Source organism: Amycolatopsis sp. TNS106, assembly GCF_019330265.1.
In the GTDB taxonomy this organism is placed as follows: domain Bacteria; phylum Actinomycetota; class Actinomycetes; order Mycobacteriales; family Pseudonocardiaceae; genus Amycolatopsis; species Amycolatopsis lurida.
Genome location: NZ_CP024972.1, coordinates 1,155,919 through 1,181,694 on the forward strand (window position 1 = coordinate 1,155,919; position 25,776 = coordinate 1,181,694).

Annotated in this window: 24 protein-coding genes; 13 read left to right on the forward strand and 11 right to left on the reverse strand. The window is 69.2% G+C overall.

What is annotated here, in order from left to right; all coding sequences use genetic code 11:
• Positions 1–6: 6 nt before the first annotated feature.
• Positions 7–1,026, reverse strand: a complete 1,020-nt coding sequence (locus CVV72_RS05225) for an NAD(P)H nitroreductase (RefSeq protein WP_219151287.1) — start codon at positions 1,024–1,026, stop codon at positions 7–9.
• 169 nt (positions 1,027–1,195) lie between these two features.
• On the opposite strand from CVV72_RS05225, the gene CVV72_RS05230 reads away from it, so the two are divergent.
• The 4 genes from CVV72_RS05230 to CVV72_RS05245 all read left to right on the forward strand — a co-directional run bounded on the left by CVV72_RS05230 (position 1,196) and on the right by CVV72_RS05245 (position 5,331).
• Complete coding sequence (locus CVV72_RS05230) at positions 1,196–2,587, forward strand: DUF4389 domain-containing protein (protein WP_219151288.1); 1,392 nt, start codon at positions 1,196–1,198, stop codon at positions 2,585–2,587.
• A complete protein-coding gene (locus CVV72_RS05235; protein ID WP_219151289.1) occupies positions 2,587–3,111 on the forward strand; it encodes a flavodoxin in 525 nt (174 codons plus the stop codon). Before CVV72_RS05230 ends, CVV72_RS05235 begins: the two co-directional genes overlap by 1 nt.
• A 463-nt stretch (positions 3,112–3,574) precedes the next feature.
• Positions 3,575–3,841 carry a DUF1918 domain-containing protein gene (locus tag CVV72_RS05240; RefSeq protein WP_219151290.1) on the forward strand — a complete coding sequence of 89 codons (267 nt, stop codon included), beginning with the start codon at positions 3,575–3,577 and terminating at the stop codon, positions 3,839–3,841.
• Positions 3,838–5,331, forward strand: a complete 1,494-nt coding sequence (locus tag CVV72_RS05245; RefSeq protein ID WP_219151291.1) for a WS/DGAT domain-containing protein — start codon at positions 3,838–3,840, stop codon at positions 5,329–5,331. The genes CVV72_RS05240 and CVV72_RS05245 overlap by 4 nt, the downstream gene beginning before the upstream one ends.
• Here the strand turns inward: CVV72_RS05245 and CVV72_RS05250 are convergent.
• Positions 5,318–5,935: a hypothetical protein gene (locus tag CVV72_RS05250; protein WP_219151292.1), complete on the reverse strand. Its 618-nt coding sequence runs from the start codon at positions 5,933–5,935 to the stop codon at positions 5,318–5,320. The genes CVV72_RS05245 and CVV72_RS05250 overlap by 14 nt on opposite strands.
• A 176-nt stretch (positions 5,936–6,111) precedes the next feature.
• Between CVV72_RS05250 and CVV72_RS05255 the strand changes: the two genes are divergently transcribed.
• Genes CVV72_RS05255 through CVV72_RS05270 form a run of 4 tightly spaced genes read left to right on the forward strand, consistent with a single transcriptional unit; the run spans position 6,112 to position 10,128 of the window.
• Positions 6,112–7,035: a universal stress protein gene (locus tag CVV72_RS05255; protein WP_219151293.1), complete on the forward strand. Its 924-nt coding sequence runs from the start codon at positions 6,112–6,114 to the stop codon at positions 7,033–7,035.
• Positions 7,032–7,217, forward strand: coding sequence for a hypothetical protein (locus CVV72_RS05260; protein WP_219151294.1), 186 nt, complete (start codon positions 7,032–7,034; stop codon positions 7,215–7,217). The genes CVV72_RS05255 and CVV72_RS05260 overlap by 4 nt, the downstream gene beginning before the upstream one ends.
• Entirely contained in the window at positions 7,214–7,870 is a 657-nt protein-coding gene (locus tag CVV72_RS05265) for a CBS domain-containing protein (protein ID WP_219151295.1), read from the forward strand. Before CVV72_RS05260 ends, CVV72_RS05265 begins: the two co-directional genes overlap by 4 nt.
• Entirely contained in the window at positions 7,867–10,128 is a 2,262-nt protein-coding gene (locus tag CVV72_RS05270; protein ID WP_219151296.1) for a heavy metal translocating P-type ATPase, read from the forward strand. Before CVV72_RS05265 ends, CVV72_RS05270 begins: the two co-directional genes overlap by 4 nt.
• 118 nt (positions 10,129–10,246) lie before the next feature.
• Here CVV72_RS05270 and CVV72_RS05275 read toward each other — a convergent pair whose 3' ends face one another.
• Positions 10,247–11,428 carry a site-2 protease family protein gene (locus CVV72_RS05275; protein WP_219151297.1) on the reverse strand — a complete coding sequence of 394 codons (1,182 nt, stop codon included), beginning with the start codon at positions 11,426–11,428 and terminating at the stop codon, positions 10,247–10,249.
• A gap of 204 nt (positions 11,429–11,632) precedes the next feature.
• Between CVV72_RS05275 and CVV72_RS05280 the strand changes: the two genes are divergently transcribed.
• The 5 genes from CVV72_RS05280 to CVV72_RS05300 all read left to right on the forward strand — a co-directional run bounded on the left by CVV72_RS05280 (position 11,633) and on the right by CVV72_RS05300 (position 17,459).
• Positions 11,633–11,899: a DUF1876 domain-containing protein gene (locus CVV72_RS05280; RefSeq protein ID WP_219151298.1), complete on the forward strand. Its 267-nt coding sequence runs from the start codon at positions 11,633–11,635 to the stop codon at positions 11,897–11,899.
• 121 nt (positions 11,900–12,020) lie between these two features.
• The gene (gene ppsA, locus CVV72_RS05285; protein ID WP_219151299.1) at positions 12,021–14,261 is read left to right on the forward strand and encodes a phosphoenolpyruvate synthase; all 2,241 of its coding nucleotides are present in this window, start codon (positions 12,021–12,023) and stop codon (positions 14,259–14,261) included.
• A complete protein-coding gene (locus tag CVV72_RS05290; protein WP_219151300.1) occupies positions 14,258–15,154 on the forward strand; it encodes an ABC transporter ATP-binding protein in 897 nt (298 codons plus the stop codon). Before ppsA ends, CVV72_RS05290 begins: the two co-directional genes overlap by 4 nt.
• Positions 15,151–16,740, forward strand: coding sequence for an ABC transporter permease (locus CVV72_RS05295; protein ID WP_219151301.1), 1,590 nt, complete (start codon positions 15,151–15,153; stop codon positions 16,738–16,740). The genes CVV72_RS05290 and CVV72_RS05295 overlap by 4 nt, the downstream gene beginning before the upstream one ends.
• Positions 16,741–16,763: 23 nt before the next feature.
• Positions 16,764–17,459: a CBS domain-containing protein gene (locus CVV72_RS05300; RefSeq protein ID WP_219151302.1), complete on the forward strand. Its 696-nt coding sequence runs from the start codon at positions 16,764–16,766 to the stop codon at positions 17,457–17,459.
• 469 nt (positions 17,460–17,928) lie between these two features.
• Here CVV72_RS05300 and CVV72_RS05305 read toward each other — a convergent pair whose 3' ends face one another.
• The 8 genes from CVV72_RS05305 to CVV72_RS05340 form a co-directional block, all read right to left on the reverse strand.
• On the reverse strand, positions 17,929–18,969 hold the full coding sequence (locus CVV72_RS05305) for a zinc-dependent alcohol dehydrogenase family protein (RefSeq protein ID WP_219151303.1): 1,041 nt from the start codon (positions 18,967–18,969) through the stop codon (positions 17,929–17,931).
• Between the two features lie 136 nt (positions 18,970–19,105).
• Positions 19,106–19,579, reverse strand: a complete 474-nt coding sequence (locus tag CVV72_RS05310; protein ID WP_219151304.1) for a GyrI-like domain-containing protein — start codon at positions 19,577–19,579, stop codon at positions 19,106–19,108.
• A gap of 107 nt (positions 19,580–19,686) precedes the next feature.
• Positions 19,687–20,061 (reverse strand): hypothetical protein, encoded by a 375-nt coding sequence (locus CVV72_RS05315; RefSeq protein ID WP_255632534.1) that lies wholly within the window; start codon positions 20,059–20,061, stop codon positions 19,687–19,689.
• A 27-nt stretch (positions 20,062–20,088) separates the two neighbouring features.
• Positions 20,089–20,568 carry a DUF6069 family protein gene (locus tag CVV72_RS05320; protein WP_219151305.1) on the reverse strand — a complete coding sequence of 160 codons (480 nt, stop codon included), beginning with the start codon at positions 20,566–20,568 and terminating at the stop codon, positions 20,089–20,091.
• 209 nt (positions 20,569–20,777) lie between these two features.
• Positions 20,778–21,698 carry a carbamate kinase gene (locus CVV72_RS05325; protein ID WP_219151306.1) on the reverse strand — a complete coding sequence of 307 codons (921 nt, stop codon included), beginning with the start codon at positions 21,696–21,698 and terminating at the stop codon, positions 20,778–20,780.
• 2 nt (positions 21,699–21,700) lie between these two features.
• A complete protein-coding gene (gene argF / locus CVV72_RS05330) occupies positions 21,701–22,702 on the reverse strand; it encodes an ornithine carbamoyltransferase (RefSeq protein WP_219151307.1) in 1,002 nt (333 codons plus the stop codon).
• A gap of 11 nt (positions 22,703–22,713) precedes the next feature.
• On the reverse strand, positions 22,714–23,934 hold the full coding sequence (locus CVV72_RS05335; RefSeq protein ID WP_219151308.1) for an arginine deiminase: 1,221 nt from the start codon (positions 23,932–23,934) through the stop codon (positions 22,714–22,716).
• Positions 23,931–25,337: an amino acid permease gene (locus CVV72_RS05340; protein WP_255632535.1), complete on the reverse strand. Its 1,407-nt coding sequence runs from the start codon at positions 25,335–25,337 to the stop codon at positions 23,931–23,933. Before CVV72_RS05340 ends, CVV72_RS05335 begins: the two co-directional genes overlap by 4 nt.
• Positions 25,338–25,776 lie beyond the last annotated feature (439 nt).

Consider the following 25,776-nt stretch of genomic DNA (forward strand, 5'->3'; position numbering starts at 1 on the left):
TTCGATTCAGTGGCTCTGGTAGCGCATTTCGCCGGTCACCGGTGACCCGAGGGGTGAGAGAACCTCGTCGAGGTTCCGGCGCGGGGTCGCGGTGAGGGGGTCGGCGTTGACCGGCGCCCAGCCGGTCCGCAGCACCATCTGCGGGAAAGTGCCGCCGGCGACCAGGTCTCGCACCTGCACCCTGGTTCCCGCGACTTCCAGCGGTTCGGTGAGCGGAGAAGTGGCCAGGCCAAGGCTGGTCGCGGCGAGCAGTACCGCGCTGGTGGCTTCGCCCGCGCGGAGACGCGACATGGCGTCGTCCGAAGCCGTGCTGAGCACGAGGAGCACGGTCTCGTCCGCTTCACCGGTCGAGCCTTCGGGCTGGCCGAGGCGGGGGTCGGCGAACGCACGCGCGGGCAGGGCGCCGGGGGTGTCGTCCTGTGCGGGTGCGTTCGCCGACGGGACGCCGTCGGGAGCGGTGTGCCTGCCGCTCCAGGCGGCGAGTTCGGTGCGGTACGCCGGGTCGGCCGCGTGGGCCTCGGCGGCTTCGGAGACGGCGCGGGCGAGGTGGTAGCGGGCGGCGTCGAGGGCGGGACGCAGAATCGCTCCTTCGTCGGCCGCGTGCCGGGCGAGGGTCTCGAGGTGCCCGGCGGGCACGGTCCAGGAGCTGTGCCGGCGCCGGTCGGTCCGGCGCCGGGGGATGGCGGCGGCGAGCGCGATGTCCTCTTGGGTGGGCTCGTGCCGGTGCAGTTCGACGGACGCCAGGTGGTCCGGCTCCGCCGGATTGGGCAACCGGTGCACCTCGGCCCGCCAGCCCAAGGCAGCGAAGCCGACCCGGAGATGGTGCAGCGCCGCGCCGCAGCTGAGCATCAGGTCACGGCCGTCGGGATCGGTCCCGGTCAGCTGCCGGGTCCGGTCGGCGTAGAGGTGAACGGTGCGATCTCCGACGCGCCATTGCCAAGGCTGGGAGTTGTGCACCGAAGGGGCGCGGCAGGCCAGGGCCACCGCGGTTTCGACGGTGTAGTCGTCGGGAAGGCCGTGGTCCATCGGAAACCTGCCTCTGCTCAGGGGGTGAAGGGGTCGCATCTCATGGTTCTCCGGACGCCGCGTGCCGTGGAGGGCCGGAGGACCCGGTTCGCCGGGCCGTTCGTTTCTGTTCGCCCGTGCGGCCGCGCGGGATCGTCGGAAAGGTCCGCTCCCCGCAAGGAGGCGTCCCATGAGTTCCCCTGTCCGCGTCGAGGCTTCGCTCGATCCCGGCCTGTCCCGCTGGCTGTGGCTGGTGAAATGGCTGCTCGCGATCCCGCACTATCTCGTGCTGGCGGTGCTGTGGCTCGCGTTCGTCCCGCTGACGGCGGTGGCGTTCTTCGCCATCCTGGTCACCGGGCGGTATCCGCGGGCGATCTTCGAGTTCAACGTCGGCGTTCTCCGCTGGACGTGGCGGGTGCACTACTACGCCTACGCCGCGCTGGGCACGGATCGCTATCCGCCGTTCACCCTGGCCGACGATCCCGGTTATCCCGCCCGGCTCGAGATCGACTACCCGGAACGGTTGTCCCGCGGTCTCGTACTGGTGAAGTGGTGGCTGCTCGCCCTTCCGCATTACCTCGTCGTCGGTCTCTTCGCCGGAGGCGGGCTCTGGCTGTGGTACGGCTCCGACGACGGCTTCCAGTGGGGAGCGGGCGGATTGATCGGCATCCTGGTGCTCATCGCGGGTGTCATCCTGCTGGTGCGGGGCGAATATCCGAAGCCGATCTTCGATTTCGTGATCGGCATGGACCGATGGGTCATCCGGGTGGGTGCGTACGCCGCACTCATGACCGACGACTACCCGCCATTCCGCCTGGATTCGGGCGGGACCGAACCCGGCCCTCCGTTCGACGGCTCCGCGGAACCGGCACGGCCTCGCCCGCGTCCGGCGGGGTGGACCCCGGGGCGCGTCGTGTCGATCGTGGCCGGTGTGGTGCTCGCCGTCGTCTCGACCGGTCTGCTCAGCGGAGGCGCCGCCTCCCTGTGGCTGGACCGGGCCGAGCGCGACGCCGACGGATACCTGACGGCCTCGGGAACCTACAGCACCGATACCGCCGCCTTGGCGAGTGAGCGATTCACCTTCGTCGCCACCACCGCCGGTGACGTACCCGCCGCCCGGGCGCTCGGAGACATCCGCGTACGGGTGACCGCTCTCGGCCCGAAGGACGTTTTCGTCGGTGTCGCGCCGGCCCCGGCGGCGGAACGCTATCTGAGTGGGACCGACTACGCGACGGTCACCGATCTCGCTTCGGGCGAGCTGGCCGTACACCGTTCGCCGGAGTCGCCGGTGCTCCCGTGGGAGGTGGGTATCTGGACGGTTTCGGCGGCCGGCCCCGGCACGCAGACGATCACGTGGCCGGACCAGGCCGGTGACTGGACCGTCGTGGTGATGAACGCCGACGGATCGCCCGGGGTGGACGTGCGGGTGGAGGCGGGGGCGACCCTTCCGATCCTCGGCTGGCTGTCCTGGACCCTGCTGGTGGCCGGCGCGCTGCTGCTCGCCGCCGGGGTGGCGCTGGCCGCGATCGCCGTCACCCGTGTCTCGAACGAACTTTCGCCGATCAGCCAAGGAGAGTCGTGATGCAGGTACTCGTGGTGTTCGAATCGATGTTCGGCAACACCGAGATCGTCGCCAGGGCGATCGGCAAGGGGCTGGCTTCCTCGTGCGAGGTCGACGTCGTCAACGTCGACGACGCCCCGGCCCAGTGGGACGGCCTCGGCTTGCTCGTCGTCGGAGGCCCCACCCACGCCCATGGCATGACCCGCCCCGGGACACGCAAGAGCGCACTGCAAGAGGTCGAGGGTGGAGTTCGCTCGGCGACCGGCTTGCGGGAGTGGTTGAGCGCTCTCCCGACCGCGTCGCGGAGAGTCCCCGTCGCGGTTTTCGACACGAGACTTCGCCGGGCTCGGTGGCTCACCGGTTCCGCGGCGCTCGGCGCGCGGAAGCTGCTGCTGAAGCGTCGCGGTGTTCCGTTGCTGCCGCCGGAGAGCTTCTTCGTGGACGTCGGCAAGAACGCCACGATCCTGTCCGACGGTGAGCAGGAACGCGCCGAGGCCTGGGGTATCCGGCTCGGGGCGCGGCTTCTGGAGACCGCGGCCGGATGACCTCAGGGTGCGAAAGCACCCACCAGGCGATGATCAGGCCACCCGAATTGGTCGCGCAGTGCACGCCCGACACGATCTGGTGGCTGCAACGGCCGATCGCGGTGGCCGGCTCTCTGCTGTTCACTCTGCCGTTCTTACTGCTTTTCGAAAGAAGGCGGACTCGTGGCGCCATCGAGGGGGTACGGCAAACGTGAGTGGCGCTTCGGCTTGTCCGCCGGCCGGGTGAGCGTTCCTCGGCGACCGGCCGGCGGTCATGTCGCGAAAGCCGCTTTCGGGACACCAGATGTCCCCAAAGTGGCTTTCGCGACACCCTTGGCCAGGTCAGGATCACGCATCCGGCCGCTCCGCCAACAGGCTCTGACACGTGAGGACCTTCGGCCCTCCACCGTCGACTCCGCTCGGAGGACGGTGAAGGACGAGCAACCGAAAGAATCGTGCCGGCCACAGCGGAAGGCGGAACCCCATGCGTGCACAGCGAGGAGATTGGCTGGTCATCAAAGGGCCGGCGGTCGGGAAGCCGGACCAGCGTGGCCTGATCATCGAGGTTCGCAATCCGGACGGAACACCACCCTATGTCGTGCGCTGGCCCCAGGACGACCATGTGTCCACGGTCTTTCCCGGCCCGGACGCCGTTGTCGTGACAGAGGAGGAGCAGAACGCCGCGGACGAAGCGGAGCGCGCCCGGCTCTCGGCCGTGCAGGAGGCCATCGCCGTGCGGCACTGGTCGTGACCGGTGACCGCCGTCCGCGCAGCCCGATCAGCGCGCAGGACAGATTGTGGCTGAAACTGGACGGGCCCGCCAACCCGATGCTCATCACGGCCGTGCTCTGGACGTCGACCGAAGTGGACCCCGAGCGCCTCAAGCGTGTGGTCGCGGACCGGCTGATCGGACGCTATCCGGTGTTCACCCGCCGCCCGGTCCTCGACGGTGGTACATGGTTTTGGGAGGACGACCTGGAGTTCAGCCTGGACCGGCATCTGACGGTGAGTGAACTGCCCCCGCCAGGGACCAGAGAGGTCCTGCAGGACCTGGTCGCGGCGCGGAGAGGACGGCTCCTCGATCCAGAGCATCCTTTGTGGACGATGGAGCTCGTCCGCGGTTACGGCGCGGGGTCGGCGGTCGTCTTGTGCTCGCACCATGCCATGGCGGACGGAATCCGGCTGGTTCAAGTCCTTTTCGGACTGTTCGACCCGGTGGCCGGGGACGCCCACCCGGCGAGAATCGGTGGGGTGGGGCCGCGTGGAGTCGACTTTTCCCGCGCGCCTTCGAGAGCCGCGGCGAAGGTGGTGAAAGCACTCAACGGGTTCGGCGAGCGACTGGAGGGACCGGTCGCGCGCGTGACCCTGGGCTGGCCGTTGCTCGGCCTGAGCACGGTGGCGGGTTTCACCGGCGCGGTCGCGGAGGCCGTGACGTCTGCGCTGCCGTCCCGTCCGGCCACCGCGGTGAGGTGGCTGATGGGGCAGGGGTTCACCGCGCGCAACACCGTCGAGGGTGCGCTCGGCCTTCTGGCGCCCGCCGCGTCCGGTGCGCTCTGGTCGGGAGAGCCTGGACCGGAGAAGACCGCCGCCTGGGGAAACGCCGTGCCGTTGGATCTCCTCGCCGCCGTGGGGCATGCCACCGGAACAAGCGTGAACGACGTGTGCGTGGCCCTCATCATGGCCGCTTTCGAGCGGTACGCCCAAGAAACCACTTCGGGAAGCGGCGAGGCGGAGATGAATTGGCTCATCCCGGTGAGCCGTTCGGACTTCGATGATGCGCTTCCTCGGGACCTTGGCAACGACTTCGCGCTGATACTGGCAGGTTTCCCCTTGCGCAAAAGGAACTTCCGAGAGCGGTTGGATGACGTGCACCGTCGTGTCTCGAGTATTCGCGAGTCACTCGAGCCGGCCCTGACGTTCGGCGTCCAGTGGCTGGCGGGCCGGGCACCGGAGATCGTCTCGGAACCTTTGACGCGGTTCTTCGCGGCCAAGGCGGTGGGTGTGCTGACCAATGTCCCGGGACCACGCCGGCCGGGCGAACTCGCCGGGGCTCTTGTCGAAGGAATCGTGGGCTGGGCGCCGTGCAGCGGGAAGCAAGCCGTCACGGTCTGTGTGTTCAGCTACGCGGGTTTCGTCCGGTTCGGTTTCGGGACCGATCGGTCGCTCGTGCCCGACCCCGGACTGCTGGTCACCGCGCTGGACGACGCGGTGACCGACGCCGTCGCGCTCACGAACCGGTGAGCGCGACGGCGCGCGCTGCCATGGTGTCGAGCAGCGCACGGGTGGTGAGCCAGGCGGCGGGCCTGATCACGTGCCAGTAGCGCGCTATCGCGTGCCGGGCGGCCGGGTCGGTGACGGTGATCCTGGTCTCGATGGTCAACCGGCAGCCCGTTCCCTCGCTCGGCGTCACGGTAAACCCCATGGCGATCGTGCCGCTGCGGGGATGGGCGAACTCGCGGAAGGATTCCGCCGTGACCTCGTACCACTCGGGAACGGCGGTCCAGAACCGGCCAGCCGCGCCCAGGACCAGCTCTTCCCCTGGCCGCTCGCCGAGAAAGACGCATCGTTCGCCGAGCATGGTCTCGCCGAGATCGGGACAGTGCCCGTGCCCGCGGAGCGTCTGGGGGAGGCCTCGCGCGCGGACGAGCGTCCGGACCAACGGCGAACGCACGTCCGCGGCCCGGAGCTCGCCGATCGCCCGGTACAGCGCGTCGGCCGGCACGTCGACCCGTGCGGTCTCCGCGAGAACGAAGGCCGGGCATGGCGCGAAGACGTCGAGCAGAGTGGGGTGGCCCGCCGTCGTGGACCGCCCACCTTCATGAAGCCGAGTTCCCGTGTCGCGCATCGCGAGGTCTCCTCTCCGGAAAGTCAAACGGTCGTCCGAACCCGTGTCCGGCGTCAGGGCCGAACGTCCCGCGCTCGGCGGGCCAACGACCCGGCACCTCGGGGCGGCGGGCACTGACCTGGCCGCCGTGACCAAGGCAGGCTTGGCTGTAGCGCTCCGTGGAAGGCGGTCGGAACATGACTGAAAGATCCGGCGACGGTCGGCCGAATCCGGTGGTGGCCGGGATGGACGGTTCGCGGTCCGCGGTGGAAGCGGCGAGATGGGCCGCGGGGGAGGCCCTGCGTCGCGGGCTACCCCTGCGGCTCGTGTCCGCGTACGAATCGGCCGGGCGTGACTACCCGACGTTGGAGGTCACCGCGGCGGAGGTGCGTGAAGCCATGCGGGAGACCGCGGTCCGGCGTTTGAGCGGCGCCCGGAAGACCGCGGCGGAGGCCGCGCCCGGCCTGGCCATCACGACGGAGGTCGTGGAGGGAGACCCGAAGGAGGTACTCGTCGAGGAATCGCGCCGGGCGGCTCTCGTGGTCCTCGGTTCTCGCGGATTCGGAAGTGTCGGCAGGTTCCTGCTCGGCTCTTCGGGACTCGCGCTGGCGAACCACGGACAGTGCCCGCTCGTGATAGTCCGCGATGGCGACGCGCGTCCCGGTCCGGTACTGGTCGGTGTCGACGGCTGGCCCGCCTCGGCGGCCGCCGTGCGCTTCGCTTTCCAGGAGGCGGCAGAGCTGAGAACCTCGGTGACCGCCCTCAGGACGTGGAGCGAGCTGGGCGCCGTTCAGCCAGGCGTGCGGCGTCTCGGCGGATCGAGAGTCGTCCACGACTCCGCGCGACGTGCCTTGGCCGTCGAGGTGTCTTCGGTGGCACACGAGTATCCGGATGTTCCTTTCGGCTGTGTGGTGGTCCGGGGACGAGCGGGCAAGACCCTCCGGGAGTACGGCGAACGAGCCGGTCTGATCGTGGTCGGAACCCGTGGCCGGAGCGGATTCGCCGGGATGCTGTTCGGCTCGGTGAGCCAAGGCCTGGCAGGCCGGGCATGGTGCCCGGTCGCCGTCGTCCGCGCGGATACCGAAATTCCGCAGTACACCAAGAAAGGAAGCAGAACATGAACGACGTCGAGAACGCGCGCGCGGCCAAGGAAGCACGGGACGCGATCGCCGCCGGATCCGGTCCGTCCCGTTCTTCGGGTGAGTTGGCGGAGGCGGCGATGCGGAGATACTTCGCCGCGGAGTCCTATCGCGCGCGGAAGCGTGAGGAACCGGCCGAAGAGGACGGAGAGCGTCCGTCATGACCGGAACGGCCGTCCGCGACGTCATGACCCGAAAGGTCTGCTCGGTGCTGAAGGGCACCCCGGTCGCGGAGATCGCGGGCGTCCTCGCGGGCCGGGGGATCAGCGCCGTCCCCGTCGTGGATGACGACCGCGCTGTCATCGGTGTCGTCTCGGAGGCCGACCTGTTGCTCAGGCAGGTCGAGTCGGTCGCCGCCCCGCGGCCGAAGTTGCCGGGTATCCGGTCCAGAGCGGACGGACGTACGGCGGAGAGCGTGATGAGCAGCCCAGCCATCACCGTCGAAGACGGCCTTCCGGTCGCGGAGGCGGCCCGCTTGATGGTGGGCCATCGCGTCAAGCGGCTACCGGTCGTCGACCGCGACGGCAAGCTGACCGGGATCGTCAGCCGGGCCGATCTCGTACGCGCCTTCGTCCGGACGGACGCGGAGATCCGTGACGAGGTCCTGCGGGACATCTCGGAACAGGTCCGGCGTCCGGCGAGGGGTGAGGTGCGGGCAGAGGTGGAAAACGGGGTCGTGACCCTGCGAGGCGTGGTCGAACGACGGAGCCAGGCCGTCGTGCTGTCGGCACTGGCACGGCGGATCGCCGGCGTCGTGAAAGTCGTCGACGAGCTCCGTTTCGGGTGGGACGACGAGGCGAACAGGCCGACCGGATGACGAAGTCCCGATGGCCCCCGTCTCGCGAAACGCTTCTCCTGGCCGGAGTGCTGGCGCTGCTCGCCGCGGGCGGTATCGCCCGCATCTGGGGCCCGGCGACGGCCTCGGTGCTGTGGGCGGGCGCCACCGTGGTGATGTTCGTACCGGCGACGCTCTGGGTACTCGCCGACCTGCGGGCGGGCAGATGGGGAGCCGACGTGCTCGCGGTGCTCGCGCTCGGTGGCACTGTCGCGGTCGGGGAGTACCTCGCCGGGGCGATCATCGCGGCGATGGTCGCGACCGGCCGGGTACTCGAAGCGGCCGCGCGTCGTCGGGCCGGCCGCGACCTGTCCGCGCTGCTGGCACGGGCACCGACTTCGACCCATGTGCGCCGGGGCGACCTCGTCGAGGTGGTTCCGGCCGCCTCCGTGCTACCGGGCGACTTGGTCGTCGTCCTGCCCGGCGAGGTCGTTCCGGTGGACGGCCTGGTCCGCGGTGAAGGGATCTTCGACGAGTCCGCCCTGACCGGAGAAGCGGAGCCCGCCGATCGTTCGGGGGAAGAGGTCCGCAGTGGTGTCGTCAACGCGGGCTCCGTTGTCGAAGTGGTGGCCTCCGCGACCGCCGACGCCAGCACCTACGCCGGGGTCGTCCGGCTTGCCGAGCAGGCCGCTTCGGCCACCGCGCCGATCGCGCGGCTGGCGGATCGGGTGGCGGTGTGGTTCCTGCCGACGGCACTCGTCATCGCCGCCCTCGCCTGGGCGTTCACCGCGGATCCGACGCGTGCGGTCGCGGTACTCGTCACCGCCACGCCTTGCCCGCTGCTCCTCGCCGTACCGGTCGCGGTGACCGGCGGAATGTCCCGGATGGCGCGGTCGGGTGTGGTCGTCAAGGACGGCGCCGCGCTGGAACTGCTCGGCCGGGTCCGCACCCTCGCGATGGACAAGACCGGCACCGTGACCGAGGGCCGCCCGGAGATCACTGCCGTGGTCTGCGCTCCGGACGACTCGGCCGATCGCGTTCTCGGTATCGCCGCGGCGGTGGAGCGGTACTCGCCGCATGTGCTCGCCGGATGTGTCCTGCGGGCGGCGAAGGCCGCTGGACTCGGGGTATCGCCCGCCGAGGTCGTGTCCGAGACGCCGGGCCGCGGGGTCGAGGGAATGGTGGACGGGAAGAAAGTCCGGGTGGGGAGGCGGTCCGGGAGCCTGCTTCCCGGCTGGGCGCACGGCGTGGAACGACGGGGAAGGCTCGACCTGGCCTCCGTGATCTGGGTCGAGGAGGACGACAAGCCGGTCGCCGCGCTGCTGGTACGGGACCGGCTCCGGCCGGACGCGGCCCGGACGCTGCGCCGTCTGCGCGCGGCGGGGCTGACTCGGATCGTCCTGCTCACCGGCGATCGCGTCGGCAACGCGGAGGAGGTGGCGGCGCTGCTCGGCCTCGACGACCTGCACGCCGAATGTTCTCCAGGGGACAAGATCTCGTTCGTAGGCGAGGAGAACGAACGCGCGGTCACCGCCATGGTCGGGGACGGGGTCAACGACGCTCCCGCCCTCGCGGCCGCGGGTGTCGGCATCGCTCTGGGCTCACGCGGTTCGACGGCGGCGGTGCAGGCCGCCGACGCGGTGATCTTGGACGACCGCATCGACCGGCTTGCCGACGCGGTGGACATCGCGCGCCGGGCGAGGCGACTGGCTGTCGAGAGCGCCGGGATCGGCACCGGCTTGTCCGTGCTCGCCATGCTCGCGGCGGCAGGCGGATGGTTGGCACCCGTGCTGGGGGCGTTGGTGCAGGAGGGGATCGACATCGCCGTCATCGGGAATTCGCTCCGTGCTCTTCTGGCTCCGCGAGCGTCTCGCCGTCGCGCGCCGGAAGGATTGGTCCGGCGATTCGCCGGCGAGCACGAAACCTTGCTGCCGGTCCGTTCCGCGGTGCGCCTGGCAGCGGACGCACTGGCCGAAGGCGCGGGGCCGGACGCCGATGACGCGGTCCGGCAGGCCGGCAAGGTGCTTACGGAGCGGCTTCTGCCACACGAACGGGCCGAGGAGGAACAGCTGTATCCGGCGGTGGCCGAAGTGCTGGGAGGTCCGGACAGCACGGCCACGATGAGCCGGGAGCACGCCGAGATCGAGCGGTTGATCCGTCGGCTGCGCAGGCACCTCGACGAGGCGCCGGACGGCATCCGGCCGGACCAGGTCGACGACCTCAGGGCGACCCTCTACGGCCTCGACGCGATTCTCACGCTTCACTTCGCGCAGGAGGAAGAGGCCTACTTCACGCTTTGAGGGGCATGCGGTTGTCGTCGTCTGGCTGGCTCTCGGCCCGCGTCCCGGCGCTGTCGGTGTCGCGAAAGCCATTTTTCGGGACGTGTGGGAGCAGCGGGTTCGTGTCGGCGACAAAGCGTCAGTTCACTGATTGGTGGTCGAACGTCGGCGTTCGACCATCGGCGATCCGAGGGCGGTGGTCCAACGCGGTCAGCTCGAAGGCCCACGCCAGGTCGTCGGCTCCGACCACGCCTGCCAGACCGCCGGCCCGGGTGACCAGGACGAGGTCGCGGCCGGATCGGGGAAAGCCTCGCTCCATGAGCGAGGCGACCTCTGCGTCGGCGCCGACGACCGTGACCGCCTGATCCTTCCGCGCGACGTCGGTGACCCTGGTCGCACGCCGGGCGTCGGCGGGCAGCTTGCTCAGATCGCCGAGGCTGACGATGCCGACAGGAACGCCGTCGAACGACATCACCGGGAAAACCCGTTCGTGGCCGGCACCCGCGGCGTATTCGGCGAAGGCGTCCACCGTCCACCAGCCGGGCGCGATCACCGGTGAGGAATTCATGATGTCGCCCACCCGCAACCCAGCGAGCCGCTCGCGCAACGGACCGGCGGCGAATTCGGCCTGTGCCGCGAAGATCAGGAACCAGCCGAGCAGGACGAGCCAAAGGCCGGTGAACTGTCCGAGGAAGAGCAGTTGCGCGAAACCCGCCACGGCCAGGACGGCGCCCAGCACTTGGCCGGACCTGTCGGCGATGGCGCCTGCCCGGGCACGGTCCCCTCGCCGCCACCAGATGACCGCCCTCAGGATCCTGCCGCCGTCCAGTGGCGCGCCGGGCAGCAGGTTGAACACCGCGAGCAGGAGGTTGCTGACCCCCAGCCACGCCAGGCCACCGACCGGCAGCGGTGGCAGCGCCCCCGCGGCCAGGACGGCGCCACCGAGCGCGGTGCCGCCGATCAGCAGACTGGCGAGCGGGCCCGCCACCGCGATCCGGAAGTCGGCTTTCGGTGTCGGAGGTTCGTCCTCGAGCTCGGCGGCGCCACCGAGAATCCAGAGCGTGATCCGCCTGACCTTCACGCCGTGGCGCCGCGCGACCGCGGCGTGGGAGAGCTCGTGGAGAAGAAGCGAAGTGAGGAAGCCCGTCGCGGTGAGCCCACCGGTGATCCAGTACCACGAGGTGTGCACACCCGGAGCCGCTTGGGGCAGGACGACCGACGCGAGGAGGTCGGTGATCAGGTAGAGCACGACGAGTACCGACCAGTGGGCCCGTACGACGACCCCGGCCCACCGGCCGAGCGGGATGGCGGTGCGGAACATCGGATTCCCTTCCCCCGGCGTCGCCGACCGGTGTTTCGCGGATCGGACCCGTCCAACGGTTCTCGGGGCGCGGGCGGGCGGCTAGGGCCGAACAGCCCCGATCGCGAGGCCGTCCGGCGAGCCGGGACCTTCGGCACTTTCGACCGGTGCCGCCGCCGGAACACGGTGGGCCCGTAGGGCTGACAACGGACCGAGGAGACACGAATGCAGGAGAAACGCTGGACCGTGGAGATCTTCATCGACGAGCACGAAGCGCGGACACGCGCGACCGCGCGACTGGTCAACCGGGATGACACCGGCTTGACGGGGGTGGGGGTCGCGCGACTCAATCCGCTGGACGCGAATGTGCCCGAGATCGGTGACGAACTGGCCGCCTCCCGTGCGTTGAGCGAGCTCGCGCACCGGTTGCTCGACGCGGCCGCGGCGGATATCGAGGGCGTCACCGAAAAGCCCGTTCATCTCGGCAGCTGACCCGCCGAGGCCCGGCCGTGGGGACGAAGTCCCGGCGCGCCGGGACCTTGGACAGCAGAGCGGCGACCGCACCTCCGGTGAGCATGGATTCCATGGAAGGCCAACGTCCGGAGGGAAAGCGATGAGCTACGTACGCGACTTGTCGGCGGTCAGCCTCGTCGACGCCGAATCGGCGGGCGGGAAAGGCGCGAATCTCGGTGAGCTGATCACCGCCGGATTCTCCGTCCCTCCGGGGTTCGTCGTGCTTCGTGAGGCGTATCTCGCCTCACTCGACGAAGCGGGTGTGCGTGGTGAGATCGCGGAGCTGCACGAGAAGGCGCTCGCGTCCGCGGACGTGCCGGAGCAGCTGTCCGGGCTGTGCGACGAGTTGCGCGCTTTGGTCCACCGGGCGGGGATGACGGCCGCTGTCCTGACCGAGGTGATCGATGCCTATCACGGGGTCGGGCAGTCGACGCCCATCGCGGTCCGATCCTCGGCGACGGGGGAGGACGGTGCGGAAGCCTCGTTCGCCGGCATGAACGCCAGTTTCACCAACGTATGGGGGGACAACGCCGTCCGGGAGCGGATCGTCGACTGCTGGGCGTCGTTGTTCTCCCCTCGGGTGATCGGATACCGGGCCGGCCGTGGCTTCACCGGAGAACCCGCGATCGCCGTGGTGGTACAGAAGATGATCACCGCCGATCGCTCCGGGGTCATCTTCACCGCGGACCCGCGTTCCGGCGATCGGGACCGCCTGGTGATCGAGGCGGTCTTCGGTCAAGGCGAAGCGATCGTCTCGGGTGCGGTCGAACCGGATACCTACTTGGTGGCCAAGGAAGACCTGCAGCTGGTTTCGGCGCGGGTCGGCAGCAAGTCCCACAAGATCATCGCCGAGGTGGGCGGGGGAGACGTCAAAGTCGCGCTTCCCGCGCAGACGGCGGGCCGCCGGGTCCTCGACGACGCGACCGTCCTCGAGCTGGCACGGCTCGCGACCAGGATCGAAGACCACTACGAAACGCCCCAGGACATCGAGTTCGCCATGACGGGCAAGGAGATCTGGGTCGTCCAGTCCCGGCCGGTCACCACGCTGCCGCCGGATCGTGAGCAGACGCCGGACGTCCTCGTCACGGGATTGGCCGCGTCGCCGGGCATCGGGGGCGGAGCGGTACGTGTGCTGCGTGATCCGGCCGAAGGCGGGCAGTTGCGGGACGGCGAGGTCCTGGTCGCACCGATGACCAACCCCGACTGGGTACCCGCGATCCGGCGGGCTTCGGCGCTCGTGACCGACGGTGGCGGCATGACCTGCCACGCCGCCGTCGTGGCGCGGGAGCTGCGGGTTCCCTGCGTCGTCGGCACCGGTGACGCGACACGGGTACTCGCGGGACGCGGACCTGTCACGGTCGACGGCACCACCGGAGAGGTGCGGTCCGGCTACACCCGGCCCCAGGCGCACACCGAACCGATCGCCGCGCCCGTCGCGGCCGAGACGATCGGAACCCGGCTGTACGTGAACCTCGCCATGCCGGACCATGCCGAGGAGGCCGCCGCGCGGCAGGTCGACGGGGTGGGATTGCTCCGGGCGGAGTTCTTGCTGACCGAGGCGCTGGACGGGCGCCATCCCCGTGACCTCATCGCCAAGGGCGAACAGGAGTCCTTTGTGGACTCGATGGCCGAGTCCCTGCTGCGGATCACGCGTCCGTTCGGCACCCGCCCGGTCATCTACCGGACGACCGACCTGCGCAGCAACGAGTTCCGCGGACTCGCCGGGGGTGAGGCCTACGAAGCCGTCGAGAGCAATCCGATGATCGGCTACCGCGGCTGCTTCCGTTATGTACGGGAAAAGGACCTGTTCGACCTCGAACTGCGCACACTCGCCCGGGTGCGGGAACAGACACCGAACCTGCACGTCATGATCCCGTTCGTCCGTACGAAGTGGGAGCTGGAGGCCTGCCTCGAGCTGATCGACGCGAGCCCGCTCGGAAGGCAGCGTGGACTGCGTCGGTGGATCATGGCGGAGGTCCCGTCGGTGGTGCACTGGCTTCCGGAGTACGCCGGGATGGGCATCGACGGTGTGTCCATCGGCAGCAACGACCTCACCCAGCTGGTTCTCGGGGTGGACCGGGATTCGGCGGTCTGCGCGGAACTGTTCGACGAAGCCGACCCCGCCGTGCTCGACACCATCGGACGGATCGTCGGCGCCGCCCGGGACGCGGGGATCACCTCCTCTTTGTGCGGTCAGGCACCTTCGGTGAAGCCGGGCTTCGCGGAGCACCTCGTGCGGTTCGGGATCACGTCGATCTCCGTCAACCCCGACGCGGTGGACGCGTCCCGGCGCGCGATCGCGGCCGCGGAACGGCGGGTCCTGCTGGACGCCGCCCGATGAACGCGATCGAGATCCGCGGCCTGCGGAAGAGCTTCGGCCGCACCCAGGCGTTGGACGGACTGGACCTGACCGTCCGGACCGGCGAAGTCCACGGCTTCCTCGGGCCGAACGGCGCGGGCAAGACGACGACGTTGCGGCTCCTGTTGGGACTGCTGAAGGCCGATGCCGGCGAGATGCGGCTGCTGGACGGGGACCCCTGGCGTGACGCGGTGTCGCTTCACCGGCGTCTCGCCTACGTGCCCGGCGAGGTGGCTCTCTGGCCGACCCTCACCGGCGGTGAGGTGATCGACCTGCTCGGCAGGCTTCGCGGCGGCATCGACGTGCGCCGGCGTGACCGCTTTCTGGACCTGTTCGATCTCGATCCGACCCGCAAGGGACGCGCGTATTCGAAAGGCAATCGCCAGAAGGTCGCCGTCGTGGCCGCGCTGGCCTCCGACGCCGAACTGCTCCTGCTCGACGAACCGACCGCCGGCCTCGATCCGCTGATGGAAGACGCCTTCCGCGGGTGCATCCGGGAGGAACGCGACCGCGGCCGGACCGTGCTGTTGTCCAGCCACATCCTTTCCGAAGCCGAAGCGCTGTCCGACCGCGTGAGCATCATCCGGGGCGGACGCGTGGTCGACACCGGGAGCCTCGACGAACTCCGGCACCTGACGCGGACATCGCTCACCGCGCGGCTGACCGGACCACCGGACGGGCTCGCGGCACTGCCCGGTGTCCACGATTTCAGCCAGGACCGGGAAACCGTCCGGCTGACCGTCGACAACGCGGAACTCGGTGTGGTTCTCGCCGCGCTCGGCCGCGCCGGAGTCCTGGGTCTGACGAGCCAGGCTCCGACGCTGGAGGAACTCTTCCTGCGCCATTATCGCGAGCCTGCCCTGGAACCTCGATGAGCACGCTGACCGGGACCGGCGTACTCTTCCGCCTCGCGCTCCGACGCGAGCGCCTGCGTGTTCCCCTGTGGACACTCGCCTTCGCGGCCACCACCGCCGGAGCGGCTGCCGCCACCGCGGACCTCTATCCGTCCCAACGAGAACTGACCGTACTCGCCGAGGCGGTCAACGCGGTGCCCGCGCTGGTCGCCTTCTACGGGCGCATCTACGACCCCACCTCGCTCGGTGCCGCCGCGGTGCTCAAGCTGACCGGTTTCGGTGCCGCGTTGGTCGCGTTGCTGCTCATCACCACGGTGGTCCGTCACACCAGGGCGGAGGAGGAGTCCGGCAGACTCGATCTGCTCGGCTCCGGCGTGCTCGGCAGGCACGCGCCGCTCGCCGCGGCGCTCGCGGTCACCGTCGTCGCGGGACTGGCCGTCGGGGTCCTGACCGCCGGTGGACTCGTCGTCTCGGGGTTGCCCTTGGCGGGGTCGGTGGCGTTGGGGGCAGGTTGGATGACGACGGGGTGGGCGTTCGGGGGGATCGCGGCGGTCATCGCGCAGTTGTGCCGGTCCGCGCGCCTGGCCACCGGGATCACCGGGGGCGTTCTCGGACTCGCCTACCTCGTGCGCGCCATCGGGGACTCCGGGCCGGAATGGCTGTCCTGGCTGTCCCCGGTCGGCTGGGCGCAGCAGATCCGTCCGTTCGCCGGGGAACGCTGGTGGGTCGTGGCGCTTCCCCTCGCGTTCGCCACCGTGCTGGTGCTCGTCGCGGTCCGGCTGAGTGACCGCCGTGACCTCGGGGCGGGCCTGCTGGCCGACCGCGCCGGCCCCGCGCACGCCGGCTGTGGTCTGCGAAGCATCGGTGGCCTGCTCTGGCGGCTCAACCGCACGGGCCTGCTCGCCTGGACGGCGGTCTACCTGGTCCTGGGTCTCGTCATCGGCAACCTTGCCGGCGGGATCGGCAAGTTCCTGGACAACCCCCGGGCCGAGCGGCTGATACTCGCCTTGGGCGGGGAAAAAGCCCTGTCGGACGCGTTCTTCGCGCTGGAACTCGGTATCGCCGGGGTCGTTGTCTCGGTGTACGCGATATCCGCGCTCACGCACTTGCACACCGAGGAGGAGGCACTCCGGGTCGAGCCGCTCCTCGCCTCGTCCGTCTCGCGAACCCGGCTGCTGACCGGCTATCTGCTTCTCGCGATCGCCGGGAGTGTTGTCCCGCTGCTCGCGGCCGGCGTGGGCGCCGGACTCGCGAGCGGCTTGCAGACCGGGAACCCCGGTGCCGAGATCGGCAGGCTGACGGCCGCCGCGCTGGTGCAGCTGCCCGCGGTTTGGGTACTCGCGGGGTTGGCGTGCGCCTTGTTCGGGCTGTTCCCGCGCAGGCTCGGGCTGGCCTGGGTGGTGCTGGCGGCGGTCGTCGTGGTCGGTGAGTTCGGCGTGCTCTTCGGCGTTCCTCAACTGGTCCTGGACCTTTCCCCGTTCACCCACCTCCCCAGCCTGCCGGGTTCGACGGCGGGCATGACGTCCATTCCCTGGCTGGTCCTGACCACCTGCGCCTTGCTCGCGGCCGGTATGGCCGGCTTCCGGCGCCGAGACATCGCGGCTTGACACCTTTCGGAAAGGAGATCGAGATGAGCAGACGTCGTCGAGTGCGCGAGGTGATGCGCGGCCAAGTGCTCACGGTGCGACCGGAGACCCCGTTCAAGGCGATCACCGTTCTTCTCGCGTCGTGGGGAGTGAGCGGTGTGCCTGTGGTGGACGACGAAGGCAGGGTGGTCGGCGTCGTGTCACAGCGCGATCTGCTGGAACGGCAGATCCGGCACCGCCTGCTGCGCGTCCGCCCCCGGTTGCGGCGCAAAGTCGAGGGAAGCCGGGCCGACGAGTTGATGACCGCGCCCGCGATCACGGTGACGCAGGACGTCGGCGTGGACGAAGCGATCCGGCGGATGGAGGTTCACCGGGTGCACCGGCTCCCGGTCCTCGACGACGACGGGAAACTGGTGGGCATCGTCGGGAGATCCGAGCTCCTGCGCGGCTTTCTCCGTTCTGATGCGGACTTGCGAGAGGAGGTCCGCACCGAGGTCGTCAAACGCGCGATGGCGATCGATCCCGACACGCTGTCGGTCTCCGTGCACAACGGCGTCGTGACGGTGCGGGGCCAGGTCGAACGCACGGGCATGATCCCGGTGATCGTGGCGCTCATCCGTCGGCTCGACGGCGTGGTGGACGTCCGTGAGTACCTCACCGCGGAGATGGACGACAGCCATCTGCCGATCGAGGAACCGGTCGGCAAGGGCGTCATCGAGGCGTTGAAGCGTCATTCTTGACCGGCACGGCCTCCTTCCGGCCGGTGGCGTCGGGCCGGGGATCGTGACTGGCGCGGGTTGGTGATGGCGTGCCCCGATTGATGTCCGGTTCACGCGAGGGGCGTGAGTGGCAAAGAGGGTTATTGGCAGGTAAGTCAAAGGTGTCGTTTTCGGGCGTGGTGCCGGACGGCCTTGCTCCGCTGGACCGCGTCCCTCACTGTGTGGATTTCAGTGCGTTGGATGACCTGAAATCCACACAGTCCGGCGAGACGTCCCCTGTCGCGACCGGTTCAGGAGAGGTGTGTGGAAATAGGGACACCCAACGTCCCTGTTTCCATACACTCCCAACCGACGCAACCTTTGCCTTACCCCTCGCCCCCCGCGCAAAGCGCCCAATCAGACGCATATGGCGGAATCGATATCCCTATGCCCAGCAGATGAGCACACGGCAGGCGACTTTCCCCTCGATAACCTCTTTACCGTCGGCGTGTCAGCCGCGGAAGAGCGCGACCTTGAGCGCGTCGCTGTCCTGGGGCCGGGCGAAGACGTCGTAGGCCTCGTCCATCTCGTCGAGCCCGAACCGGTGGGTGATGAACCGGGTCGTGTCGAGCCGTCCCGCCGCGAGCATCCGCAGCAGCATCGAGGTGCTCGACGTGTCGACGAGACCCGTGGTGATGGTGATGTCGCGGATCCAGAGGTCTTCCAGATGCAATGTCGCGGGCGCGCCGTGGACACCGACGTTCGCGACGTGCCCGCCGGGCCGCACGATTTCCGTGCACAACTCGAAGGTCTCGGGCACGCCGACCGCTTCGATCGCGACGTCCGCGCCGAGACCACCGGTGAGTTCGGCGATCGCCGCGGCCGGATTCTCCCCGGGCTGGAGGAGGACGTCCGCGCCGAAACTCTTCGCGGCGGCGAGCCTGCTGGGTTCCTTGTCGATCACCACGATGGAACTCGGTCCGAACAGCTGCGCCGTCGTGATCGCGGCGAGCCCGATCGGGCCGGCCCCGACGATCGCGACGCAGTCGCCTGGCTGCACTTTTCCGTTGCGAGCGCCGACTTCGTAGGACGTCGGCATGATGTCGGCCAGCATCAGCGCGGCTTCGTCCGCGACACCTTTCGGCAGCACATAGGTGGAGGTCTCGGCGAACGGAACCCGCACGAACTCCGCCTGCACGCCGTCGATCCGGTGACCCAGGATCCAGCCTCCGCCGCCGAGACACTGCCCGTAGACGGCTTTCCGGCAGTATTCGCACCGTCCGCAGGCGGTGATGCAGGAGACCAGCACGCGATCGCCCGGCTTCAGGGTCGTCACCGCGTCGCCGACCTCCATGATCGTGCCGACGGCCTCGTGACCGAGGACCCTGCCGGGCTCCACGGCCGGGACGTCGCCTTTGAGGATGTGCAGATCGGTGCCGCAGATGGTGACCGCGTCGACGCGGACGATCGCGTCGGTCGCCGCGGCGAGCACCGGCTGGGGCCGATCGGTCCAAGCCCGTCGTCCTGGTCCGTCGTATACGAGAGCCTTCATGCTTCCTCCTTGTTTTCGGAAAGGCCTGCTGGTTCGAGCGTGTCGTCCGATCGCCGCTCGACACAGGGCCCAAAGCCCCTGCGGGGCGCGACGTCCGGCCGCATCACCCGAACTCTTGAAGGCCACCTGCTCGCGCTCACTCTTTCCGCAGTGGCAGGACGACGTCGGTGACGTAGAGAGCGGGGTCCGGCGTGCTGTCCGGCCCACGGAGGTACAACTCCCGTGGTGCTCCAGCGGGTTGACGACCGCTTTCCCGGACCCACTCGTATACGGCTTCATACGCCGCACTGATCTCGTCGTAAGGTCCGTGATGCGAGGTGCGTACGGCAGGCCCGCCCGCGAGGGTGACGATGTCGATATCGCCTTGCGCCGGGAGGCCGCCGGGGATGGGCAGGTAGAGGTCGAGATCGAGCTTTTCGCCCGGTAGGAAGTCACCCCGATAGGCCGCTTGGGGAGGGCCGCTCGGCGCGGTCCCGGCTTCGGCGACGAAGGCGTACAACGTTTCGTATCCCGCTCCCACGCACTCGCCGATGTCGGCGATCGTGGTGTGGCGGCGCAGATGTGCGGCGGTGAGGGCTTCGAGTTCGGTGAGTTCCACTGGATAGGTCATGACACGAGCATCAGGCGCCGGGCGACCGCGGCAGAGGAGCCAAGGTCCCTTCCCAGACCGTCCTAGGTCACCGGCATACCAGCGACCACCACTGCCTGATCGGATGCTCAGTGGAGCGCGACGGTGAGCAGGACGGCGCTGTCGAGGAACGCCGCCAGACTGTGCCGCTCCGGTGGGATGGCGGTGAGCTGACCGTGGTCGAGGAGCCGGTCGTGGTCGTGGGTGCTCAGGCGAACCCGTCCGGTGATGACGTGCAGTGTCGCGGCCGAGGGCGAGTCGTGTTCCGCCAATTCGGCGCCCTCGGCCAGCGCGATGAGGGTGACCCGCTGGGAGTTGCCTGCCACCAGGGTCCTGGCGGCACGTCGGGAGTGGTGTTCGCGGGCTTGCTGGAGCAGTTCGGCGGCCAGGACGCCGACGTCCGCGACCTCGGGACGGCCGCGCCTCGCACGCTCGGTGGGCTGTTCCTGTTCGCTCACTGCCATGGGGGTTCTCCTTCTCCCAGCGAGGTGTCAGGGCGATTCGTGTTCGAACGATCCGGTCGTCCGCCGGGGGCGGATGGCCGAACCCGCGACGCCGGACAGCGTGATCGTGATGGCCAGCCCGATGGCCAGGTTGATGATCGCCGTCGCAAGCCGTGCGTCCAGTGCGGCACCCAGGCTCAACGGGATCACGACGGCGATCGCGGTGAACAGCACCATGATCCAGCCGAAGAACGTCCGGGGCTTCGGTGCCGTCAGCAGAAGAAGATGAAGCAGGGCTGTCGCCGCGAGGGCGATGGCCGCCGACGCGAGCGAGTAGGTGAGGCTGCTCGCGCCACCCCAGGCACCTTCGCGGCTGGGCGCCAATACGGCGACTTTGACCAGGCCGCGCGCGATCAGGATCCCGACGATCGCGGTCAGGGCGGCGGTCACCGCAGTCGCGGCACCGCCCGCCCACAGCCGTGCTCCGTTGACAGCAGGTCGCTCTTCTTCCTCGAAGTCGTTGTCCATGGTGAAACCTTGCTCGCCGGCTCAGTCGCGCAGAAGGGGCCGAGGAACCCCGATGGCGGGACCAACGACCTGTGAACCGGGAGCGCCGCGGTCCGCGGTGCGTTCGGCTGCGCACCGGACGTGTCGCGAAAGCCACTTTCGGGGCATCAGACGTCCCCAAAGTGGCTTTCGCGACACGCAGCCGGTCCGCACGGGCGGCGGCCCACCGCTCACGCCTTGCCGGTTGGCGTGATGACGGTGCCTTCGGTGCCCCGCAGCATCGCGGCGGGTGAGTCGAGGGCACCGATGGCGGCGGTGTTGCCGGTGAGTTCGACGAAGCGGCAGGCGGCGTCGACCTTCGGACCCATCGAACCGGCCGGGAAATCGCGGGACCGCAGCCGTGCCGGTGTGGTGTGGTGGATCGGAGAGGCGTGCGGGGTGCCGTAGCCGTCGATGACCGCGGGCACGTCGGTGAGCAGCAGCAGCGCGTCGGCGTCCAGGGCTTCGGCGAGCAGGGCCGCGGTCTGGTCCTTGTCGACGACGGCCTCGACGCCCCGCAACCGTCCGGTGTGTTCGTCCCGCACCACGGGGACACCGCCCCCGCCGGCGCAGACCACGAGCGTGCCTGCCTCGACGAGCGCGCGGATCACCGGAGTCTCCACCACGCGCTGCGGGCTCGGCGACGGGACGACCCTGCGCCAGGACGAGCCGTCCTGGCGGACGGTCCAGTCACGTTCGGCGGCCAGTGCGGCGGTCTGCTCCTCGGTGTAGACCGGGCCGACGAACTTGGCGGGATCGCTGAACGCGGGATCGGCGACGGACACGAGCGTCTGCGTCATGAGTGTGGCGACCTGCTTGCCGGGCACGACGTTCCGCAGCGCCTGGCCGAGCAGGTAGCCGATCATGCCCTGGGTCTGCGCACCGAGGACGTCGAGCGGGTAGGGCCGGGTCAGTGCGGGGTCCGCCGCGCTCTCCAGTGCCAGCATTCCGACCTGGGGGCCATTGCCGTGGGTGAGCACGACTTCGTGTTCGGTGGCGAGTTCCGCGAGTGCCTCGGCGGCGGCGAGCACGTTGACCTGCTGGAGGTCGGCGTCCGGCCGTTCACCGCGGCGCAGCAGGGCATTGCCGCCCAGTGCGACGAGAATGCGCACGGTCAGCTCCCCAGCGTGGCGACCAGGATCGCCTTGATGGTGTGCATCCGGTTCTCTGCCTGCTCGAACACCAGCGACGCCGGAGACTCGAAGACGTCGTCGGTGACCTCGACACCGTCCAGCCCGAATTCCTCGAACGCCTCGGCTCCCACCTCGGTCTCGCGGTCGTGCAGCGCGGGCAGGCAGTGCAGGAACCGGACGCCGGGGTTTCCGGTGGCGCCGAGTGTCTTGGCCGTGACCTGGTACGGCGCCAGCAGCGCGACCCGTTCGTGCCAGGTGCCGGCGGGTTCGCCCATGGACACCCAGACATCGGTGTGAAGGAAGTCCGCACCCGTCACGGCTTCCTCGACGTCGTCGGTGACGGTGATCCGGGCGCCGCTGACCGCGCCTTCGGCCAGGCAGGTCGTCAGGTACTCCTCGTCCGGCCAGAGCGCGCGGGGGCCGGCCAGCCGGACGTCCATACCGAGTTTGGCGCCCATCGCGAGCAGGGATCGGGCGACGTTGTTGCGGGTGTCGCCGAGATAGCAGAAAGCGATCTCCGGCAGGGGTTTCGTGCTGTGCTCCCGCATGGTGAACACGTCGCACAGCGATTGCGTGGGGTGGCTCGTCGCGGTGAGTCCATTGTAGACCGGCACGCCGGAGTACCGGGCCAGCTCTTCGACGGTGGCCTGCTCGTGGCCGCGGTACTCGATGCCGTCGTACATTCGGCCGAGGACGCGAGCGGTGTCACGGGCGGATTCCTTGTGCCCGAGGTGGGCGTCCTGGGGACCGAGGTAGGTCGTGGTCGCTCCTTCCTCGGCGGCGGCGACCTCGAACGCGCATCGGGTGCGGGTGGAGGCCTTCTCGAAGATGAGCGCCAGATGCTTGCCCACCAGCCGGTTTTGCGCGATCCCGGCGTAGGCCGCGGATTTGAGCTGGGCGGCGAGGTCGAGCAGGAAGAGGAGTTCTTCCTTGGTGAAGTCGAGTTCGGTGAGGTAGCTGCGGTTGCGCAGGTTGAAGGCCATTTCGGATCCGTTCAGCTCGGGTCGCGGTCGATCGGGCAGGTCATGCAGCGCGGGCCGCCACGGCCGCGTCCCAGCTCGCTTCCGGCGATGGTGACGACTTCGATGCCGCTCTTGCGCAGCATGGTGTTGGTGGCGACGTTGCGTTCGTAGCCGAGGACGACCCCGGGGGCGACGGCGAGGTAGTTCGTCCCGTCGTCCCATTGCTCCCGCTCGGCGGCTCGGATGTCCTCGTCGGTGCTGAGCAGCGTGACCTCGGGAACCTGCAGGACCTCGGCGAGGGTGTGCCAGAGGTTCCCGTTGGCGCGCACGCTCAGGGTGGAGGGCTCTTCTCCCGCGGTGACGGTCCAGCTGCGGGAGTCGTGGTCGAAGTAGGGGTAGACCACGAAGGTGGCGCGGTCGACCATGCTCATCACCGTGTCCAGGTGCATCGTGGCGTGGGAGTGCGGAAGCTCCACGGCGACGACGGTGTGTGCCTGTCCGGACGAGAACAGCGCCTTGGCGAGGATTTCCACGGCCATGGGCGTGGTGCGCTCTCCCATTCCGATGAGGACGGCACCTTCGCCGAGGACGTGCACGTCACCGCCTTCGATCGTGGCCGGCTGGTGACTGACGTCGTCATCACCGTAGTAGGTGTGGAATCCGGCCCCGGCGAACATCGGATGGTGGCGGTAGATGGCCCGGGTGTGCAGGGATTCGCGTTGCCGGGCGGGTTTCGCCATCGGGTTGATCGAGACACCGCGGTACACCCAGCAGGAATCGTCACGCTGGAACAGATGATTGGGCAACGGCGGGAGGACGAAGTCGTCGGCGGCGAGGGTGTCCCATCGGAGACTCCGCGCTCGCAGCGGGGAAAGGTCGGCTTTGAGGACTCCGCCCACCAGGTACTCGGCCAGATGCTCGCCGTCGAGGTCGTCGAACAGGGCCCGCAGTGGCGCGACCAGCGCCGGGCCGAGGATTTCAGGGGTGCACACGCGGTCCAGCACGAACGCCCGGCCCTCGGGGAGTGCGAGCGTTTCCGCCAGCAACTGGCCGTAGTAGTGCACGCGGACACCCTTGTCTCGCAGAGCTTCGGCGAACGCGTCGTGTTCCTGCTTCGCTTTCTTGGCCCAGAGGACGTCGTCGAAGAGCAGTTCGCCGATGTTGCGAGGGGTCAACCGGCTGAGTTCGAGGCCGGGACGGTGCACGATGGCCTGCCGCAACCGGCCGACCTCCGAATGAACGGCGAAAGTCATGACTGCTCCTGCGTTTCGGACGGCGACGTGGGGGCATCTTCGACGTTCGCGCCGTTGGTCCCGTTGGGGGAGAGGAAATAGGGGCTGTCCGCGGGATAGCGGATGGGGGAGACGGGGGTCTCGCCGTACTCCTTGCGCTGGGATTTCATCCAGACGTAGACGGGGATGCCGAGGAAGAAGACGAACACGCCGTAGTACACCGCCTGGTATCCGCTGCCCGCCAGGGCCCAGAAGCTGAACAGCAGCGCGAAGGCGGTCACGACCAGGTCGCGGACCAGATGCGGCCAGTTCAGCGCGCGGCCCTGGACGATGAGCCAGTAGAGATGCGCGGCGGCGGAGTACAGGTAAGGGATCACCGCGGTGAAGACACCCAGCAGCACCACATTGGTGAACACGGACTGGAAGTTCCAGTAACCCAAAGCGGTGAGCACCGACGCCAGCACGGTGGCGGCCAAGATGCCGAAGACCGGGATCTCCTTCTTGCTCAGCTTGGCGAACTGGGCCGGGAACAGCCGGTCGCGGGCGGCGGCCATCGGCATTTCGGCGCAGATCAACGTCCAGCCGTTCAGGCAGCCGAGCCCGGAGACGATCGCCACCACGGCCATGGCCTGCCCGGCCCAGCTCCCCCCGAAGATGGCGGTGGCCGAATCGGAGAACGGTGCCGTCGAGTCGATCAGGGCGCCCTGCCCCACGGTGCCGAACACCGTGACGGTTCCCAGAACGTAGACGACGGCGCAGACCAGCGTGCCGAGCACGGTCGCCCGGGACACGTTCCGGCTCGGGTCGCGGACGCGCCCGGCGGCCACCGAGGCGGTTTCCAGGCCGAGGTAGCTGAACAACGCGATCGCGGCCGCCGCGGAGATGGCCCCCAGCCACGACAACCCGCTGGGATTGAACGAACCGAGGTTCTCGACCTTGATGAAGAACAGCCCGATGGTCGCCATGAACACCAGCGGTACGAACTTGAGGATCGTGGTGACGATCTGGAACCATGCGAGGTTCCGGACGCCGGAGATGGTGATCGCGGCCGGTAGCCACAGGCCGATGAGCGCGATGGCGATCGACCACCACGGGTTGTGCTCCTTGTTGACGAACACTTCCACGTAGCCGACCCAGGCGACCGCGATACCGGCGTTGCCCACCCACGCGGTGAGCCAATAGGCCCAGGCGGTGACGAAGCCACCGAAGTCGCCGAAAGCGTCCCGTGCGTACAAGTACGGTCCGCCCGAGCCCGGCACGCGTTTGTTGAGCCAGCCGAACACCAGCCCCAGAGCCAAGGCGCCGATGGTGACCAAGGCGAAGGCCAGGAGACTCGACAGGCCGTACGGGGCCAGTGACGAGGGCAGGGCGAACACGCCCGTGCCGATGATCGAGCCGACCACCAGCGCCGTCGCGGTCGGCAAGCCGAACCTCTTCGAGAACTCTTTGCCCGTCGTCGGGGCTGGTGCGGATCCGCCCGGTTGTTCCTGCTCCGCCATCAGTCTGTCCGATCTTCCGTTTGCAGGGCTCGTTTGCCGGAAGGCAAAGGTGGGACGAAGGGTCGAGGTGGTCGTGAGTGTCGATTCGGGTTGTCGAGAGGTAGGGCGAATGTGCGGTCGCGGTGGGGCCCTGACCGGGAACTCAAGAGAATCCGAGGCGATACCCACGATCGACCCGCTCCGGACGACACGGTCGCCTGTCCTCGACAAAGGATCTACCTACGGCGCGGCAGTGCCATGGGGCTTAGGTCCGCGGTCGATGGGTCGAAGGACCGGATCGGGCGGCAGCGTGCCGAAGGTCCCGGCTCGCCGGGGACCACAGCCACTCCCGTGTGTTCCCTCCGGGAAAGAAGCTTGAAGACAG

Excerpts from the sequence above, each read along its gene's own strand:
- CVV72_RS05225 (WP_219151287.1), bottom strand. The coding sequence starts at position 1,026 with ATGGACCACGGCCTTCCCGACGACTACACCGTCGAAACCGCGGTGGCC.
- CVV72_RS05230 (WP_219151288.1), top strand. The coding sequence starts at position 1,196 with ATGAGTTCCCCTGTCCGCGTCGAGGCTTCGCTCGATCCCGGCCTGTCC.
- CVV72_RS05235 (WP_219151289.1), top strand. The coding sequence starts at position 2,587 with ATGCAGGTACTCGTGGTGTTCGAATCGATGTTCGGCAACACCGAGATC.
- CVV72_RS05240 (WP_219151290.1), top strand. The coding sequence starts at position 3,575 with ATGCGTGCACAGCGAGGAGATTGGCTGGTCATCAAAGGGCCGGCGGTC.
- CVV72_RS05250 (WP_219151292.1), bottom strand. The coding sequence starts at position 5,935 with ATGCGCGACACGGGAACTCGGCTTCATGAAGGTGGGCGGTCCACGACG.
- CVV72_RS05255 (WP_219151293.1), top strand. The coding sequence starts at position 6,112 with ATGACTGAAAGATCCGGCGACGGTCGGCCGAATCCGGTGGTGGCCGGG.
- CVV72_RS05260 (WP_219151294.1), top strand. The coding sequence starts at position 7,032 with ATGAACGACGTCGAGAACGCGCGCGCGGCCAAGGAAGCACGGGACGCG.
- CVV72_RS05265 (WP_219151295.1), top strand. The coding sequence starts at position 7,214 with ATGACCGGAACGGCCGTCCGCGACGTCATGACCCGAAAGGTCTGCTCG.
- CVV72_RS05270 (WP_219151296.1), top strand. The coding sequence starts at position 7,867 with ATGACGAAGTCCCGATGGCCCCCGTCTCGCGAAACGCTTCTCCTGGCC.
- CVV72_RS05275 (WP_219151297.1), bottom strand. The coding sequence starts at position 11,428 with ATGTTCCGCACCGCCATCCCGCTCGGCCGGTGGGCCGGGGTCGTCGTA.
- CVV72_RS05280 (WP_219151298.1), top strand. The coding sequence starts at position 11,633 with ATGCAGGAGAAACGCTGGACCGTGGAGATCTTCATCGACGAGCACGAA.
- ppsA (WP_219151299.1), top strand. The coding sequence starts at position 12,021 with ATGAGCTACGTACGCGACTTGTCGGCGGTCAGCCTCGTCGACGCCGAA.
- CVV72_RS05290 (WP_219151300.1), top strand. The coding sequence starts at position 14,258 with ATGAACGCGATCGAGATCCGCGGCCTGCGGAAGAGCTTCGGCCGCACC.
- CVV72_RS05295 (WP_219151301.1), top strand. The coding sequence starts at position 15,151 with ATGAGCACGCTGACCGGGACCGGCGTACTCTTCCGCCTCGCGCTCCGA.
- CVV72_RS05300 (WP_219151302.1), top strand. The coding sequence starts at position 16,764 with ATGAGCAGACGTCGTCGAGTGCGCGAGGTGATGCGCGGCCAAGTGCTC.
- CVV72_RS05305 (WP_219151303.1), bottom strand. The coding sequence starts at position 18,969 with ATGAAGGCTCTCGTATACGACGGACCAGGACGACGGGCTTGGACCGAT.
- CVV72_RS05310 (WP_219151304.1), bottom strand. The coding sequence starts at position 19,579 with ATGACCTATCCAGTGGAACTCACCGAACTCGAAGCCCTCACCGCCGCA.
- CVV72_RS05315 (WP_255632534.1), bottom strand. The coding sequence starts at position 20,061 with ATGGCAGTGAGCGAACAGGAACAGCCCACCGAGCGTGCGAGGCGCGGC.
- CVV72_RS05320 (WP_219151305.1), bottom strand. The coding sequence starts at position 20,568 with ATGGACAACGACTTCGAGGAAGAAGAGCGACCTGCTGTCAACGGAGCA.
- argF (WP_219151307.1), bottom strand. The coding sequence starts at position 22,702 with ATGGCCTTCAACCTGCGCAACCGCAGCTACCTCACCGAACTCGACTTC.
- CVV72_RS05335 (WP_219151308.1), bottom strand. The coding sequence starts at position 23,934 with ATGACTTTCGCCGTTCATTCGGAGGTCGGCCGGTTGCGGCAGGCCATC.